Origin of the sequence: Pseudomonas sp. ABFPK (assembly GCF_001586765.1) — a bacterium.
In the GTDB taxonomy this organism is placed as follows: Bacteria; Pseudomonadota; Gammaproteobacteria; order Pseudomonadales; family Pseudomonadaceae; genus Aquipseudomonas; species Aquipseudomonas asiatica.
This window is the reverse complement of sequence record NZ_LQXW01000034.1, coordinates 279,610-295,012: the sequence shown is the minus strand read 5'-3', so window position 1 is coordinate 295,012 and position 15,403 is coordinate 279,610. Positions and strand designations below refer to the sequence as shown.

At 63.7% G+C, this 15,403-nt stretch carries 13 protein-coding genes and 1 riboswitch; of the genes, 4 read left to right on the top strand and 9 right to left on the bottom strand.

Translation table 11 applies throughout. The features are described 5' to 3' along the window. Positions 1 to 51: 51 nt before the first annotated feature. From WM94_RS20565 to WM94_RS20550, 4 genes are all read right to left on the bottom strand, one after another. A complete protein-coding gene (locus WM94_RS20565; RefSeq protein WP_061552005.1) occupies positions 52 to 2,769 on the bottom strand; it encodes a LuxR C-terminal-related transcriptional regulator in 2,718 nt (905 codons plus the stop codon). A gap of 338 nt (positions 2,770 to 3,107) precedes the next feature. Beyond that, on the bottom strand, positions 3,108 to 4,472 hold the full coding sequence (locus WM94_RS20560; RefSeq protein WP_013970939.1) for a DUF1329 domain-containing protein: 1,365 nt from the start codon (positions 4,470 to 4,472) through the stop codon (positions 3,108 to 3,110). 25 nt (positions 4,473 to 4,497) lie between these two features. Further along, on the bottom strand, positions 4,498 to 6,384 hold the full coding sequence (locus tag WM94_RS20555) for a DUF1302 domain-containing protein (protein ID WP_039613806.1): 1,887 nt from the start codon (positions 6,382 to 6,384) through the stop codon (positions 4,498 to 4,500). 331 nt (positions 6,385 to 6,715) lie between these two features. Further along, positions 6,716 to 8,398, bottom strand: coding sequence for a fatty acid--CoA ligase (locus WM94_RS20550; protein WP_061552004.1), 1,683 nt, complete (start codon positions 8,396 to 8,398; stop codon positions 6,716 to 6,718). A gap of 312 nt (positions 8,399 to 8,710) precedes the next feature. On the opposite strand from WM94_RS20550, the gene WM94_RS20545 reads away from it, so the two are divergent. The 3 genes from WM94_RS20545 to WM94_RS20535 all read left to right on the top strand — a co-directional run bounded on the left by WM94_RS20545 (position 8,711) and on the right by WM94_RS20535 (position 11,582). After that, a complete protein-coding gene (locus WM94_RS20545; RefSeq protein WP_061552003.1) occupies positions 8,711 to 9,676 on the top strand; it encodes a 2-hydroxyacid dehydrogenase in 966 nt (321 codons plus the stop codon). Positions 9,677 to 9,730: 54 nt separating this feature from the next. Further along, positions 9,731 to 10,729: a class I SAM-dependent methyltransferase gene (locus WM94_RS20540; RefSeq protein WP_061552002.1), complete on the top strand. Its 999-nt coding sequence runs from the start codon at positions 9,731 to 9,733 to the stop codon at positions 10,727 to 10,729. A gap of 39 nt (positions 10,730 to 10,768) precedes the next feature. Further along, positions 10,769 to 10,908, top strand: a riboswitch (yybP-ykoY riboswitch). A gap of 89 nt (positions 10,909 to 10,997) precedes the next feature. After that, positions 10,998 to 11,582 (top strand): TMEM165/GDT1 family protein, encoded by a 585-nt coding sequence (locus WM94_RS20535; RefSeq protein ID WP_039613802.1) that lies wholly within the window; start codon positions 10,998 to 11,000, stop codon positions 11,580 to 11,582. 36 nt (positions 11,583 to 11,618) lie between these two features. Here the strand turns inward: WM94_RS20535 and WM94_RS20530 are convergent, their stop codons facing one another. The 4 genes from WM94_RS20530 to WM94_RS20515 form a co-directional block, all read right to left on the bottom strand. Then, positions 11,619 to 12,434 carry a M48 family metallopeptidase gene (locus tag WM94_RS20530; protein WP_061552001.1) on the bottom strand — a complete coding sequence of 272 codons (816 nt, stop codon included), beginning with the start codon at positions 12,432 to 12,434 and terminating at the stop codon, positions 11,619 to 11,621. Between the two features lie 180 nt (positions 12,435 to 12,614). After that, positions 12,615 to 13,235, bottom strand: coding sequence for an SOS response-associated peptidase (locus WM94_RS20525; protein WP_061552000.1), 621 nt, complete (start codon positions 13,233 to 13,235; stop codon positions 12,615 to 12,617). 15 nt (positions 13,236 to 13,250) lie between these two features. Beyond that, entirely contained in the window at positions 13,251 to 13,511 is a 261-nt protein-coding gene (locus WM94_RS20520; protein WP_003260668.1) for a putative signal transducing protein, read from the bottom strand. Then, the gene (locus WM94_RS20515) at positions 13,511 to 13,693 is read right to left on the bottom strand and encodes a CPXCG motif-containing cysteine-rich protein (protein WP_003260667.1); all 183 of its coding nucleotides are present in this window, start codon (positions 13,691 to 13,693) and stop codon (positions 13,511 to 13,513) included. The genes WM94_RS20520 and WM94_RS20515 overlap by 1 nt, the downstream gene beginning before the upstream one ends. Positions 13,694 to 13,815: 122 nt before the next feature. Here WM94_RS20515 and WM94_RS20510 point away from each other — a divergent pair, with 122 nt between their 5' ends. Further along, complete coding sequence (locus tag WM94_RS20510) at positions 13,816 to 14,985, top strand: 1-acyl-sn-glycerol-3-phosphate acyltransferase (RefSeq protein WP_161795741.1); 1,170 nt, start codon at positions 13,816 to 13,818, stop codon at positions 14,983 to 14,985. 112 nt (positions 14,986 to 15,097) lie between these two features. Here the strand turns inward: WM94_RS20510 and WM94_RS20505 are convergent, their stop codons facing one another. Beyond that, the gene (locus WM94_RS20505; RefSeq protein ID WP_013970930.1) at positions 15,098 to 15,358 is read right to left on the bottom strand and encodes a hypothetical protein; all 261 of its coding nucleotides are present in this window, start codon (positions 15,356 to 15,358) and stop codon (positions 15,098 to 15,100) included. Between the last annotated feature and the right edge of the window lie 45 nt (positions 15,359 to 15,403).

Genomic DNA, 15,403 nt, shown 5'->3' with positions numbered 1-15,403 from the left:
GCCACGGCCTCGAGCCATCACTTCAACGAGCAAGACCTTGCTGGGCCAATATCACACCAGCAGCCCCAGGGACTTGGCCTTCGCCACCGCCTGGGTACGCCGTTCCACCCCCAGCTTGCTGTTGATATGGCTGGCGTGGGTTTTCACCGTGTGCAGGGAAATGAACAACCGCTCGCTGATCTGCTGGTTGGAACAACCCTGGGCAATCAGCTCGAGCACGGCCAACTCGCGGCTACTCAGGGCTTCGCCGCTGCCGATGCTGGCGCTTGGTATCTGCGGCAGGCGCTTGAGCAACTCGGCCTGCACCGGGCAGGCGGCAACTGCCTGGAGCTGTTCGAGAAGCCACTGCGGGTGCTGCTCCAGCAAAGGCTGGAACGGTTGCAGCACGCCGCCATGGGCTGCCGCCAGCAACCGTGGCAACAACTGGGTGGCCTGCTCTTCCCGACCTTCGCCCAGCAACAAGCCAAGCCACTGGCACAGGGCACTGACGCTGAGCATCATGCCGCCACTGGCCTGGCCGCGCTCGACCAGACCTGCCAGCCGTTGCGCCGCATCCGCGCTACGCGACTGGATACGCTCGAGGGATGCCTGCTGCAAGGCGATGTGCAACGGCAGCAACGGGTGGAACTCCGGGGCCGCCGCCGGTTGCTCGCCGCCATAGGTCTGACCCAGGCGCAGCAGCCAGGACTCGGCCAGGTCGATGCGCCCCTGGGCCAACCACAACTCGCATTTGACCAGGGTGATCATCGCCAGATAGTAGACCGGCGGTACATCCCAGATGTGCATCAGCCGCTCGGCCTCGGCCAGTTCGGCAAAGGCCTCGGCAAAGTGCCCTTCTCGGCCATCGAGCGTGGCGATCACACAGTGGCCGATGAGCACACTGATATCACGGCAGGCCCGCGCCTCGCCCAGCCCAGCACGTAAACGGGCACGACCCTGGGACGGCTGCAGACGCGACACCAGCAGGTAGCCCTCGTAAAGCGTCAGGCGGGCGCGCACGGCATAAAGCCGCTGTGCTGACAGCCCTTGCAGGCGCTGCAACCCCTGGCGTACTTCGTCCAGCGCGCGCAACACCTCGCCACGGGCATGCAGCACCCGCGCCCGGTCGTAATGGGCCAGGGCCTCGAACAATGGGTTGCCGACACGCTGGGCCAACTCCAGCGCCTCGCGGTTCCAGCCGCGGGCCCGCCAGAAATCGCCATCGGCAATCGCCAGGTTGGACAGCGTCGACAGGCACACCAGGCGTTGGCCATAACGCTTGCTCGGCAAACTCTGCAGCGCTTCACCGCAATAAGCCAGGGTGCGCTCGCGATCACCACGGCCACGGGCGATAACACCACTCAGCGCCAGCCACTGGGCCAGCATGGACTTTTGCGCGGTTGCCGAAGGCGCGGGCAGGAAACGGCTGAGATAACCCGCCAGGTCCTCGGCCGCGTCCAACTGGCACGCCAGGCCCAACGCCCAGCTGTACAGCACGATCAGCCGCGGCGTGCTGATAAGCAGGCTGTCGGGCAGGTCCATCTTCCAGCGCAGCAACATGCCGACGTTCTGTTCGGCCAGCAGTTGCTCCTCGGACAGGCTCTGCACCAGGTCGGCAGCGACATCGAGGTAACCGGCGCGCAGGGCCTGCTCCACCGCTTCGTCCAGCAGGCCCTGGCTTTCGAACCAGCGGCAGGCTCGCAACTGCAGGTCGGCCAGCGGCTCGCTGGCCTGGCGGCTGCGCAACAGGTCGGAGAACAGGTGGTGATAGCGGAACCAGTGGCCATGCTCGTCCAGCGGCACCAGGAACACCTGGTGCGCCTGCAAGAAACGCAGGATCGCGGCACTGTCGTGGCGGCCGCGCACGGCATCGCACAGCGGGGCGCAGAAACGTTCCTGGCAGGCCGTTTCGTACAGGAAGGCCTGCACATCGGCGGGCAGCATGTCGATGACTTCTTCCAGCAGATAGTCACGGATCAGGCCCTCGCCGCCATGCAAGGCCTGGGGCAACGCCTGCTCGTCAGCGGACTCGCTGGCCGCCAGTTGCCAGAAACGCAACCCTGCCACCCAACCGTCGCTGCGCTGGATCAGGTTGTCCAGGGCCTGGCCACGCAGGCCGGTGGGTTGGCGGCCGATCACCGCCAGTGATTCTTCGGTAGTCAGGCGCAAGTCCTGCTCGTTGAGTTCGACCAGTTGCCGCGAAAGGCGCAGGCGCGCCAGGTGCCAATCCGGGCGTTGGCGGCTGGTGACCAGCAGCACCAGGCCGGGGGGCAGGTGATTGAGGAAGAACTGCAGGCAGCGGTCGAGCACCGGCCCCTGGGCCAGGTGATAGTCGTCCAGCACCAGCAACAAGGGAGTATCTGCTTGCAGGTACAGCGCCAGCTCGTCGAGCAGGCCGTCGAGCCATTCCTCGAAGGCGAACGGCTGGTGGCGCTGGCGCATTTTCAGTAGGCCCATGGCCTGGCCGCCCAGCGCCGGGCAATACTGCTGCAGGCCTTCGAGCAGGCGTTCGAGGAATCGGCCAGGGTCGGCATCCCGTTGGCTCAGGCCCAGCCACAGGCTACGCCAGTGCTCGGGCAGCGCTTCGCAAAATTCGATGGCAAGGGAGCTTTTGCCAAACCCTGCCGGGGCATTGACCAGTAACAACCGCCCGCCGAGACCGGCTTGCAGCCGCTGGCACAGGAGCAGGCGCGGCACATGGCCGTCCGGCAAGGGCGGCCGGAAGAAACGCCCGTCCAGCAGGCCCAGGGCCTGGCTGGTGAATCCATGCGTACGGGACAGATCTGTCATGGCCGGCTCGTTCTGGTTGGAAGACTACGGCGGTATGGATGCTTGCGAGACTAGCGGGTAACGCTACGCATTTGAAGATGATGGGCGCAATTCCACTGGAAAAGACTGCGACAAAAAGCAACATAGCTGATGGACAGCGACTGGGGCGGGGGTTTGGAGAGGTATTCACCAGCTTTATTGCTGTACCGGCCTCTTCGCGGGTGAACCCGCTCCTACAGGCATTGCGCAGGTTTCAAGCCCAGTGCAGTACCTGTGGGAGCGGGTTCACCCGCGAAGGGGCCGGTACAGGAAAATGAAACGCCCCGGACAAGCCGGGGCGCTCCGAGGTTGCGCGATACTTAGCGAATACCCGACTGGCGCAGTGCCGCTGGCTGGAAGTCAGCCTTGCTGGCACTGAAGCCGAAGTCGTAGGCGCGCTTCTCTTCGTTCTTCATGCCCAAGGCCAGGTAACGGCCCGACTGCAGGTCATAGATGGCCTCCAGGGTGTACCACGGCACTTCCACGTTGTAGTACGGCTGAGCATGTGCCTCGGACACGCGCCACAGTTGGCCACGGCCGTCGTACTGGTCAATCACCGCAGCCTGCCAGGTGTCCTCGTCGATGTAGAAGTCACGCTTGGCATAGATGTGCCGCTGGCCCGGCTTGAGGGTGGCGACCACGTGCCATACACGGCGCAGCTCGTAACGGGCCAGGTCCTGGTTGATGTGCCCGGCCTTGATGATGTCGGTGTACTTGAGCTTGGGGTCGTCGAGCTTGAAGGCGTTGGACGCGATGTACATCTCCTTCTTGCCCTCCAGCTTCCAGTCATAGCGGTCTGGCGCACCGTTGAACATGTCCAGGTTGTCGGAGGTGCGCAAACCGTCGGCGGCGGTACCCGGGCCGTCGTACGACACTTGTGGTGCCTGGCGTACGCGGCGCTGACCGGCGTTGTAGATCCACGCCTTGCGTGGTTCCTTCACCTGGTCGAGGGTTTCGTGCACCAGCAGCACGGTACCGGCCAAGCGCGCAGGCGCGGTCACTTCCTGCTTGAAGTAGAACAGGATGTTGCCCGGGTTGTTCGGGTCGTAATCCTTCATTCTTTCGCGGAAGACGAACTGGTCGGAGAAGTATACCGGGTTGAAAGAGCCGTTCTGCTGGGGCGTTGCCTGGGTCACCAGACGGCTGACGCTACCGCCCCGGTAGCGGGTGATGTGGTTCCAGATCACCTCCAGGCCGCTTTTCGGGATCGGGAACGGTACAGCCGTGCGGAAGTTGTTCAGACCGTTGCCGCCTTCGACCAGGGTGGTCTTGGTAGCGTTTTCCTTGATGGCAGCGAACACGTCGGCCGGCACCGTGGACCCGCGATGGGTCTTGAATACCGGGATCTTGAAGGTGTCCGGATAGCGCTTGAGCATGGCCAGCTGGCCCGGCGAGAGCTTGTCCTTGTACTGGTCGGCGTTCTGCGCGGTGATGGTGAACAGTGGCTTGTCACTGCCGTACGGATCGGACAGGAAGCCCTTGCCGTCGACGCTGCCCGCGCTCTTGGACAGCGGTTCCCACGGGCCGATCGAGCCATCGGCGTTGCCGGCCTTTTCGGCGCCCATCGGAGTCAAGGTACTGCCCAGCTTGGCCGCCTCGTCGGCGGATACTGCAGCCATGACGCTGGTCGCCAGCAGGGACAGGCCCAGCACACCGGCTTGCAGCAGACTTCTGGTCTTGTTCATGTCGTGTCGTCCTGGATCTGAATGCTTAGAAGTTCACGCCGAAGCTGAGCGCGACGAAGTCGCGGTCATCCACGGTGGTGTACTTGCCATCGAAGAAATTGGTGTACGACAGGCTCGCCGTGTAGGTGTTCTGGTACTCGGCGTCCAGGCCCAGGCTGACGGCCTTGCGGCCTTCCTCGAAGTTGGCGCCAGGGCCCGGCGAATAGCCGGAGACGTCATGCGACCAGGCCACGCTGGGTTTCAGGTTGACCCCGGCAAAGACATCGTTGTAGTCCCAGATGACTCGGGCGCGGTAACCCCAGGAAGTGCTGGTGGTAAAGCCATCGTTCTCGCAGTTGCGGCTCAGGTTGGCGGTGGAGGCACCGGCACCAGCGCCTGCGATGGTGCTGGCATTCAGGGCCTGACAGGTGTTTGCCCCACCGGTGGATGGCAGCGGGCCTGGACCAAACACTGGATCGCGACCGTAGCGGGTATCGTGGGCGCTCTCCAGGCCGCCCACATGGGTGACACCCAGCTCGCCCACCACGGTCATGCGGCTGGCGCCCATTACCTGGTCGAAGAAATGCGTGAGGGTGGTCTGGAACTGAGTGATCTCCTTGCGGCGATACCCGTGCAAGTCCTGCCCCGGCGTACCGGTCAGCAGCGAAGCGTTGCTCAAGGCACCGCCAATGGGGCGGACCCCGGCGAACAGGATATCCGTAGTATTCAGTTGCACCGGTGCGTTGGGGCGGTAGCTGAGTTCGCCGCTCCAGGCGGTCCCGGTGGGCAACGTGGTAGAGAAGCTCAAGCCATAAAGGCGGATGTCCTCGGGGTATTCGACGAAGTACTCGGAGTTACCTGCCACGATCAGCGGTGCCAATGCGCGCAGCTGTGCAGGCAATGCGCTCAGGCCGGCGAACACTGAAGGCGCGGCCCCGGTAGCACTGAAGATTGGCGCACGGCTGTGGTAGTTCATGAAGTAGGCGCCGAACTCGGTGTCCAGCGGCTCGAACATGTAGCGCATTGCCACGCCAAACTGGCCGCTGTCACGCGCATCGCGGTCGGCGCCGCGGCGCACCATCACCCCTTCCTCATTGATGTCCACGCCACGGGTGGCAAGGAATTGCTGCGCCGCCCCCGGCACTGTGCGACTGCTGTTGAGCACGCGCAGGTTGTCGGTACAGCCGTCGGCAATGATGTCTGGCTGGGAGAAGAAGGTGCCGCAGTTGTCGACGACCGTCTGATCCCATTCGATCTGGTAGAAGGCCTCCGCCGACAGGTTGTCGGTCAGGCTCTGCGAGATGTAGAACATGTTGACCGGGATCAGGCCTTCCTTGATCTCGGCCCCCGGGCGGCGGAACGCCGACACGTCGATCGGGTTGATCGAGTTGATGCCGCCACCGATGAAGGTACTTTCACCCCAGCTCACCACCTGCTTGCCCAGGCGCACCGAGCCTGGCTGATCGCCGATGGAGTAGTTGTGGTAGACGAATGCGTCTAGCAGTTCGGCACCGGACGATTTGGCGCCTTCCTTGCGGTTGGAGTCGCTGATGTCCTTGAACTCGCGGCCTTCGTCCTTCAGTTCGAAGTCGTACCAGTACTTGCCGCGGACGAACACGCCGGTGTCGCCGTACTTGAGCTCCAGGTCATGGATGCCCTTGAAGATCTTGGAGAAGGTTTCGCCCTTCTTGAAGTTCAGGTGGCCATCGTCGGATGTCTGCGACAGGCCCTTGCCGCCGTTGTTCACCCCGATCAGGTTCTTGTTGGGGTTGGCCGTCGACCAGCTGGCGCCGATGGAGAGCGACGAGTCGAACTGGCCTTCGATTTCACCAATGTTGAAACTGACAGCGAAAGCAGGACTTGCGAGCGTGGAAGCAAGGCTGACGGCCAGGGGCAACTTGGCCCGGCGCCAGAACAGGTTTGCAGATTTCATCGACGCTACTCCATGTACTTTTTTTGTTATGGCAGTGAGTCCTTTCAAGAACGGCCCGAGCGACCGGTTTGCAGGCTTGCGCCCGCGGCGACACGGCTTGCGCATGTCGCCTCCCCCATTCCTGAAAATCCCCTGGCCCCGACTATAGCCAGCAAGGCACAGGCGCTTGATCCCTCTAAAGTGTGATTTGCGCTCCGTGCGGCCAACTCGCTGCCATGTTGCCCCGGCTGCGCGCTGGCAGTGCTAAAGGATGGCGTATTTCTGCCGTTTGGCAAGGCTCCACCCCTCTAGCATGCGGGTCGCGCGCTGCAGTACGCGACCCGCATGGCGGTTACAGCGTGGAGAGGAACGCGCTGTTGCTGGCCTGCCACTGGACGATGTCCTGGCGGATGCGTTTCTTGTCGAGCTTGCCGACACTGGTCTTGGGAATTTCGGTAACAACGGCGATCTGGCTTGGAATCGCCCACTTGTTGATGTGCCCTTGCTCGACGAACGGCTTGAGGTGTTCCTTCAGCGCCTTGGCGTCGATGACCTGGTCTTCGCGCACCACAAGCAGGGCAAACGGGCGTTCACCCCACTGCGGGTCGGCCACCCCTACCACCGCCACTTCGCGCACGGCCGGGTGACGGCTGATCAGGTCTTCGAGGTCGAGCGAGGAAATCCACTCGCCACCGGTCTTGATCACATCCTTGATACGGTCGCGGATGTCGATATAGCCCATGCCGTCGAGCGTGGCGACATCACCGGTGTGCAACCACCCTCCCTGCCACAGCTCTTCGCTCTTTTCCGGTTCCTTGAAGTAGCCCATGGTCAGCCATGGCGCACGCAGTACCAGCTCGCCCTGGGTTTCACCGTCGGCGGGCAGGAAGTTGCCGTCGCCGTCGACGATGGCCGCCTCCACCAGCGGCACCGGCACGCCGGCCTTGATGCGGTAGGTGACGCGCTCATCCTCGCTGCCGGCCTGCAGTTCGTCGTTCAGGTGGGCGGCGGAAATCAGCGGGCAGGTCTCGGACATGCCATACGCAGCGGTCAGCTGGATACCGCGTGCCAGGGCGGCCTGGTACAACGAGCGGTTGAGTGCGCTGCCACCGATAATGATCTTCCAGCCGCCGAAGTCCTGACCTTGGGAGGTCGGGCAGTTGAGCAGCATCTGCAGGATGGTCGGCACGCAATGGGAGAAGGTGACCTTCTCTTCGCGCCACAGTTTGACCAGCATGTCCGGCTCGTAGCGCCCCGGATACACCTGCTTCATGCCCAGCATGGTGGCGGCGTAGGGAATGCCCCAGGCGTGCACGTGGAACATCGGCGTGATGGGCATGTACACGTCGTTGCTACCCAGCAGGCGCACGCTGTCGATGCTGCCAGTCACCGAAGCTTCGGCCAGGGTGTGCAGCACCAGTTGCCGATGAGTGAAGTACACACCCTTGGGGTTGCCGGTGGTGCCAGTGGTGTAGAAGGTGGTGGCCACCGAGTTCTCGTCGAAGTCCGGGAAGTCGTAGCGCGGGCTGGCAGCGGCCAGCAGTTGCTCGTACTCGCCCACCAGGTTGGGCAGCTCGGCTGTCTTTTCCGGGCCGTCGTTCAGCAGCAGGGTCTTGTCGACCGTGGTCAGTTGCCCGGCGATGGCCTGGTACAAGCCGACGAAGTCACTGTTGACCAGCACCACGCGGTCTTCGGCGTGGTTCATGGTGTAGAGAATCTGCTCGGGCGACAGGCGCACGTTGATGGTGTGCACCACCGCACCGATCATCGGGATGGCGAACATGCATTCCAGGTAGCGGTGGCTGTCCCAGTCCATCACCGCCACGGTGTCACCGGCCTTTACCCCGGCTTCGGTCAGCACGTTGGCCAGGCGCGCTATGCGCTCGTTGAGCTGGGGGTAGGTCAGCCGCATCTGGTCTCGGTAGACGATTTCGCGGGTCTTTTCATAGCGGCTGCCAGACATCAGCAGTCGCTTGATCAGCAGGGGGTAGGCGTAGGCGCCCTCGGCGGGCTTGATGATGCGGGTCTGCAACATGGGTATCCCTTTTCTGGAAAGCGGGCCGGACAAGTCTGGGAACTACTGTAGTTCGCCAATGTGACGGCTAAATCAGCCGAAGGAATGATTTGCGTGATGAAGGTATGAGTGGTGGGCGTTGACGGGCGGCAAGGTTGAACTAGACACTGCGCCGGCAGCTTCAGGTTATGTGGTGAAGCTGATGGCCTATTCGCGGGTAAACCCGCTCCCACAGGTATTGCACCATTGCAAAGGCTGGTGCAGTACCTGTGGGAGCGGGTTTACCCGCGAATGGCCGCGACACCGAAATCCCGCCCAGCCTCGGAGAACTTCATGCCCAGCCCGCGTCGCGCCGTGTTTCTCGATCACCAGTCCCTGGACCTGGGCGATCTCGACCTCTCGCCCCTGAAGCAGCAGTTCGACGAGTTCGAACTGTTCGCCGCCACCCGTCCTGAGCAGGTCGCCGAACGCCTTCAGGGCGCGGTAGCGGTGGTCAGCAACAAGGTCATGCTCGACGCCGCGACCCTGGCCGCCAACCCGCAACTGAAGCTGATCCTGGTGGCCGCCACCGGCACCAACAACGTCGACCTGGCAGCCGCGCGCGCCCAGGGCATCACCGTGTGCAACTGCCAGGGCTACGGCACACCGTCCGTCGCCCAGCACACCCTCGCCCTGCTACTGGCACTGGCCACCCGCCTGTGCGACTACAACCAGGCGGTAGCCGACGGCCAGTGGGCCAAGGCCAGCCAGTTCTGCCTGCTGGACTTCCCCATCGTCGAGCTGGAGGGCAAGACCCTTGGCCTGCTCGGCCACGGTGAACTGGGCGGCGCGGTGGCGCGACTGGCCGAAGCCTTTGGCATGCGCGTGCTCAGCGGGCAGATCCCCGGCCGCCCGGAACGCGCCGACCGGTTGCCGCTGGACGAGTTGCTGCCGCAAGTCGACGCCCTGACCCTGCACTGCCCGCTGAACGAGCACACCCGACACATGCTCGGGGCCCGCGAACTGGCCTTGCTCAAGCCAAACGCACTGGTGGTCAACACCGCCCGCGGCGGCCTGATCGACGAGCAAGCGCTGGCCGACGCCCTGCGCAGTGGCCACCTGGGTGGCGCCGCCACCGACGTGCTGAGTGTGGAGCCGCCGGTCAACGGCAACCCGCTGCTCGAAGCCGGCATCCCGCGCCTGATCATCACCCCGCACAGCGCCTGGGGCGCGGTAGAGTCGCGCCAGCGTATCGTCGGCCAGCTCAGCGAGAACGCCCAGGCCTTCTTCGCCGGGCAGCCACGCCGCGTGGTTAGCTGAGCCCGACGCCCGCCTCTGCTAAACTGCGCCACTTTTTTCCAGGAGGCGTCGTCCATGGACCCGCGCAGTGAAGTGTTGCTCCGCCAGGCAGAGCTGTTCCAGGGCCCGCTGCTGCTCGCCGGCGCCCCCGCCGACGGCCTGCTTGGCCAGTTGCCCCAGGCCCAAGCCTGGAGCTGGCATGCGGGCGACCAGGCCATGCTCGAAACCCGCTTCGCCGGCCGCAGCCACTATGCAGTGGAGCCCCCTGAAGTGACTTTCGACAGCGCCGTGCTGTTCCTGCCCAAGTCCCGCGAACTGGCCGCCTACCTGCTCAACGCCCTGGCCTCGCGCCTGGCGGGCCGCGAGCTGTACCTGGTCGGCGAGAAACGTGGTGGCATCGAGGGTGCGGCCAAGCAGCTGCAGGCCTTTGGCAAGCCGCGCAAGCTCGACAGCGCCCGCCATTGCCAGCTGTGGCAGGTGACCATCGAGCACGCGCCAGAGGCCAAGCCCCTGGAAAGCCTGGCCGAACGCTTTGAGCTCAGCCTGGAAGACGGCCCTCTGCAAGTGGTCAGCCTGCCCGGTGTGTTCAGCCATGGCCGCCTCGATCGCGGTACCGCCCTGCTGCTCAAGCACCTCGATGGCCTGCCGAGCGGGCATGTGCTGGACTTCGGCTGCGGTGCCGGGGTGCTGGGCGCCACGGTCAAACGCCGTTATCCACAGAACCGGGTGACCCTGCTGGACGTGGATGCCTTCGCCGTGGCCGCCAGCCGCCTGACCTTGGCTGCCAATGGTCTGGAGGGCGAAGTGATCAGCGGCGACGGCATCGACGCGGCGCCGACCGAGCTGAGCCTGATCCTGAGCAACCCGCCGTTCCACACCGGGGTGCACACCAACTACCAGGCATCGGAAAACTTGTTGAAAAAATCAGCCGTTCATCTGCGAAAAGGTGGCGAAATGCGCCTGGTTGCCAACAGCTTCCTGCGCTACCAGCCACTGATCGAAGGGGCGCTGGGCAACTGCCAGGTACGCGACGAGGCGGACGGTTTCCGCATCTACCAGGCAACACACGGATAAAAACAGCGCTTGCCGAAAGCGTTTTGCCTAGGCAGAATCCGCACCGTCCTAGGGGAGTAGTCTCCCGCGAGCGCCCTGCTCGCCCGGTACGCGTCAACATACTTGGTCCACAGACCATGGCGCGTGCGACCCACCATGCCAGCCTGCATGGCGAGATCCGCATAGACGGATCCAGGGTTTGACAAGACCTATGACACGCACACCTTACCCGGGGCGGGGAGGCTGTACGTGTCATAGCCGTGTCGACCCGCCCCCGTAGGAATCCTTGATGCTGGAATCTTTGCTGGTCCCCACCGCCATCGTTGCCCTCGCCGAAATCGGCGACAAGACGCAATTGCTCGCGCTCATACTCGCTGCCCGCTTCCGCAAGCCCTGGCCGATCATCGCCGGCATCATCGCCGCCACCTTGGCCAACCATGCCGCGGCTGGTGCCGTGGGCGCGTGGGTCGGCAGCTTCTTCAGCGACTCGGCACTGCACTGGATCCTGGCCGCGAGCTTCACTGCCACTGCCCTATGGACCCTGGTTCCGGACAAGATGGAGGACGACGAGAACCCGGCGCGCCGCTTCGGGCCGTTCCTGACCACGCTGATCGCGTTCTTCCTGGCTGAAATCGGTGACAAGACCCAGGTCGCCACGGTAATGCTGGCAGCACAGTATCCGTACCTGATCATGGTCATTATCGGTACTACCCTGGGCATGCTGATTGCCAACGTGCCAGTGGTACTGGCGGGTAACTTCGCGGCGGACAAACTGCCGCTGACGCTGATCCGTCGCCTGGCGGCCACGGCGTTCTTCGTGCTGGCGATCGTGGCCGTGTACTCGGCGATGAAAGCCAGTGGCTGGGTGGGTTGACTGCTGATGGGGGCCGCTCTGCGGCCCCTTACGGTCTTACTTCTTGGCCGCCTGATACAGCGGCATCACCTTCGGAATGGCCGCCTGCAACGAAGCAATGCGGCTCTGGGACGCCGGGTGAGTGCTCATGAACTCAGGCGGCGCGCCCTCGGAAACCTGGCTCATCTTGTTCCACAGAGTGATTGCGGCATTCGGGTCGTAACCGGCACGCGCCGAGAGCTCCAGGCCGATCAGGTCGGCTTCGTTCTCGTTGGCCCGGCTGTTGGGCAGGGTCATGGCATAGTTCACCACGGTATCGGCCATGGCCATGCTGCCCTGGCCGAGGCCAAAGAGGGCACCGGCGCCCTGGCGCGCCATTTCCACGCCATACGCCTTGGACATCGCCTCGCGGCTGTGCTCACGCAAAGCGTGGGCGATCTCGTGGCCCACCACCGCAGCAATTTCCGCATCGGTGAGCTTGAGCTGATCGATCAGGCCGGTGTAGACGATGATCTTGCCGCCCGGGCCGCAGTTGGCGTTGAGCTCGTCGCTCTTGATCACGTTCACTTCCCAGTTCCATTGCGCGGCATCCGGTCGGAACTTGGGGGTCTGGGCGATCAGGCGGTTGGCAATTACCTGCACACGCTTGGCATCTGCGCTGGACTTGTCGAGCACGCCTTTGTTCGATGCCTCACCCAGGGTCTGCTGGTACGACTGGGCGTACATCTGGTTGACTTCATCGGTCGAAAGCATGCTGAACATGTACTGCTGGCGCTCGACGCCGACAGCACCGCCGCTGGTGGTATTAACCGCCTGGCAGCCGGCCAGCAGGATGCCAGCACTCAACAGGCTGACGACAAAAGACTTACGCATGAAAACACTCCCTTTCTACATGCGCCGTATCCTAGGACGACTCGCCGGTGGGCCGCCATAGCCGCACGGAAGAATTTATTTTCCTGCGCCGGCCTCTTCGCGGGTGAACCCGCTCCTACAGGGATAATGCGATCGTTGTAGGAGCGGCTTCAGCCGCGAAGAGGCCGGCACAGCCATACATCAGGCCGGGGTCAAGCACTCCGGCGCATCCAGCTTCGGATCATTGACGAAATGCGCCAGGGCCCGCTCGCGCAACGTCGCCGGCGGGCTGGCCAGCAATTCATGCAGGCGGGCCAGCGGCGTGTCCGGGTCAAGCCAGGCCGCCTGCCCCGCCTCGTTCAGTATCAACGGCCGACGCTGGTTCATCGCCGCCTGGGTCACCACCGCACAACTCAGCCAAACCTGGTCCTGCACCGGGTAGGCCTCCCACACGGCGGCGAAGTACAGCGATGCGCCCTCCCCCGGGGTCAGCCAGTACGGGCGCTTGCGCACGCTACCGCGCCATTCGTAAAAGCCGTTGGCCGGCATCAGGCAGCGGCGCAGGCGAAACGCGTCGCGAAACATCGGCTGCTCGGCCAGGGTTTCGGCGCGGGCATGGGCGGGGGTGCGGGACAGGTCGGTGAGCCAGGCCGGGGTCAGCCCCCAGCGCGCCTTGGCCAGTTGCAACTGGCCGTCAAGCTGGCGCTGGATCAGCACCGAAGCCCCGGGCGAGATGTTCCATTGGGCTGGCTGGCCAACGGGAAAGCCCGGCAGACTGGCAAGAGCCTGGGGCCAGCGAAACAGGGCGTAACGTCCACACATGGGCGAATTCAGAACCTAGCAGATCAAGGTACCGGGGAAACTCTCCGGTTCGTCGCCAACCAGTGGCTGGGCATCATTGTACGCATCGATCAGCTGCCGTGCGTACTCGGCCTGTTCATCAGCCACGGCAAGCCCAAGCAAGCCCTGCATCGGCAGTTCACCGGCAGCACCGATCAGGTCACGACCAACCAGGTGCGCATCGATCCCCTCGCTGGCGAGCATGCCCGCCAGCATTTCAGCCTCGAGCAGGTTTTCCGGTTCGTAGATGCGCTGCATCAGTCATTCTCACCGAATACATCCAGCATCCACTCCTCGCCATGAACTTGCAGCACGAAGCGGATAGGCTTGCAACATACCTGACAGTCCTCGATGTACTCCTGATCGCCACCGGACAGGTCCACCGTGGTTTCGACTTCTTCGCCACAATAAGGGCAATCGTAGATCGCAGTTTGCAGCATCGCGGCCTCCGGGGTGACTTATGCGTATAATTGCCGGTCTGTTTACAGGGCCTGTGTGTGTCCGAGCCGTTTTTCGGAGCCCGCCCTTACCTTATTACCCTAGCCGTTTCCAACAAGAGAGCATGATGGGCGAATTCGATGCCATCCGACCGTACGACGACGCTGAGGTCCCTGCCGTTCTGGCACGCCTGCTCAGCGACCCGGCATTCCTCGATATCCTCACCCACTTCCGCTTCCCGCGTGCGGCCGGTGCTCTCGGCTGGTTGCTCAAACCGCTGATCGCCCGCCGCCTGCGCAAGGAATTCGCCGGTGTCACCTGTGTCTCGACCTTGCAGGACAAAGTCGAGTACTACGTCGACCAGACCATCGACCGCGCCACCGACGGCGTCACCTATTCGGGCGTGGAGCAGCTCAAGGCCGGCACCGCCTACCTGTTTCTGGCCAACCACCGTGACATCGTCATGGACCCGGCCTTCGTCAACTACGCGGTTTACCACGCCGGCCTGCCCACGCCGCGCATCGCCATTGGCGACAACCTGCTGCAAAAGCCGTTTGTCAGCGACATGATGCGCCTGAACAAGAGCTTCATCGTGCACCGCTCGATCAGTGGGCGCCGCGAGAAGCTGGCGGCCTACCAGTTGCTCTCAGCCTACATCAACCACTCGATCCGCAACGACGCCACATCGATCTGGATCGCCCAGGCCGAAGGCCGGGCCAAGGACGGTGACGACCGCACCGATTCGGCGATCCTCAAGATGTTCCACATGAGCCGCAAGGACGAGCCGTTCGGCGCGGTGATCCAGAGCCTGAACCTGACACCGGTTTCGATCAGCTACGAATATGACCCGTGCGACCAGGCCAAGGCACGCGAGCTGTACATCCGCGCCACCACCGGCACCTACAAGAAGGCGCCGGGCGAGGACGACAACAGCATCGCCAAGGGCATTACCGGCTACAAAGGCCGGGTGCACATCAACTTCGCCCCGCCGGTGACCGAGTATCACGAGGATACCAAGCAGCTGGCAGCGGAAATCGACCGGCAGATCCTCGGTGGCTACCGACTGTTCCCGGTGCACTACCTGGCCTATGCGATGTGGGATGGCAGGGATGAGGCGCTACAGGTGCCGAGCGCCGAGAAGGTGTTCCCGGCCGATGAGCTGGCCCGGGCCAAGGAGGAATGGCAACGCCGCCTGGATGCCTGCCCTGAGGAGCAGCGGCCGTACCTTGTGCTGCAGTATGCGACGCCGGTGCGCAACCAGTACCAGGTCAGGCAGCAGGCACCGGTTGCCTGATCGATCCTAGGGCTGCTTTGCAGCCCATCGCGACACAAGGCCGCTCAGGGGATCGCACATACCTGTAGGAGCGGCCTTGTGTCGCGATGGGCCGCAAAGCGGCCCTGAAATCTCAAATCCAGGTACTGAACCAGGACAGCAGCAACGCCATCGCCAGGCACGAAAAACCGAGAATGTAGAAATACCGCGGCACCCGCAGGTCGAACGCGTCCACCACCCCCTCGTCCACCGCCATGTATTCGCGGGTTTCGGCCTCGCGCCGCCGCGCACTGTGCAGCAGCAACCCGCCCGGGCAGGTCAGCAGCAGCGCCAGCAAATTGATCAGCTTGGTCGGGTGGGCGGCCAGGAACCCCCAGAGCACTTGCAAGGACATCACGCAACCTCGGTATGAGCGACGGCAAAGGCCGGCATTCTACCC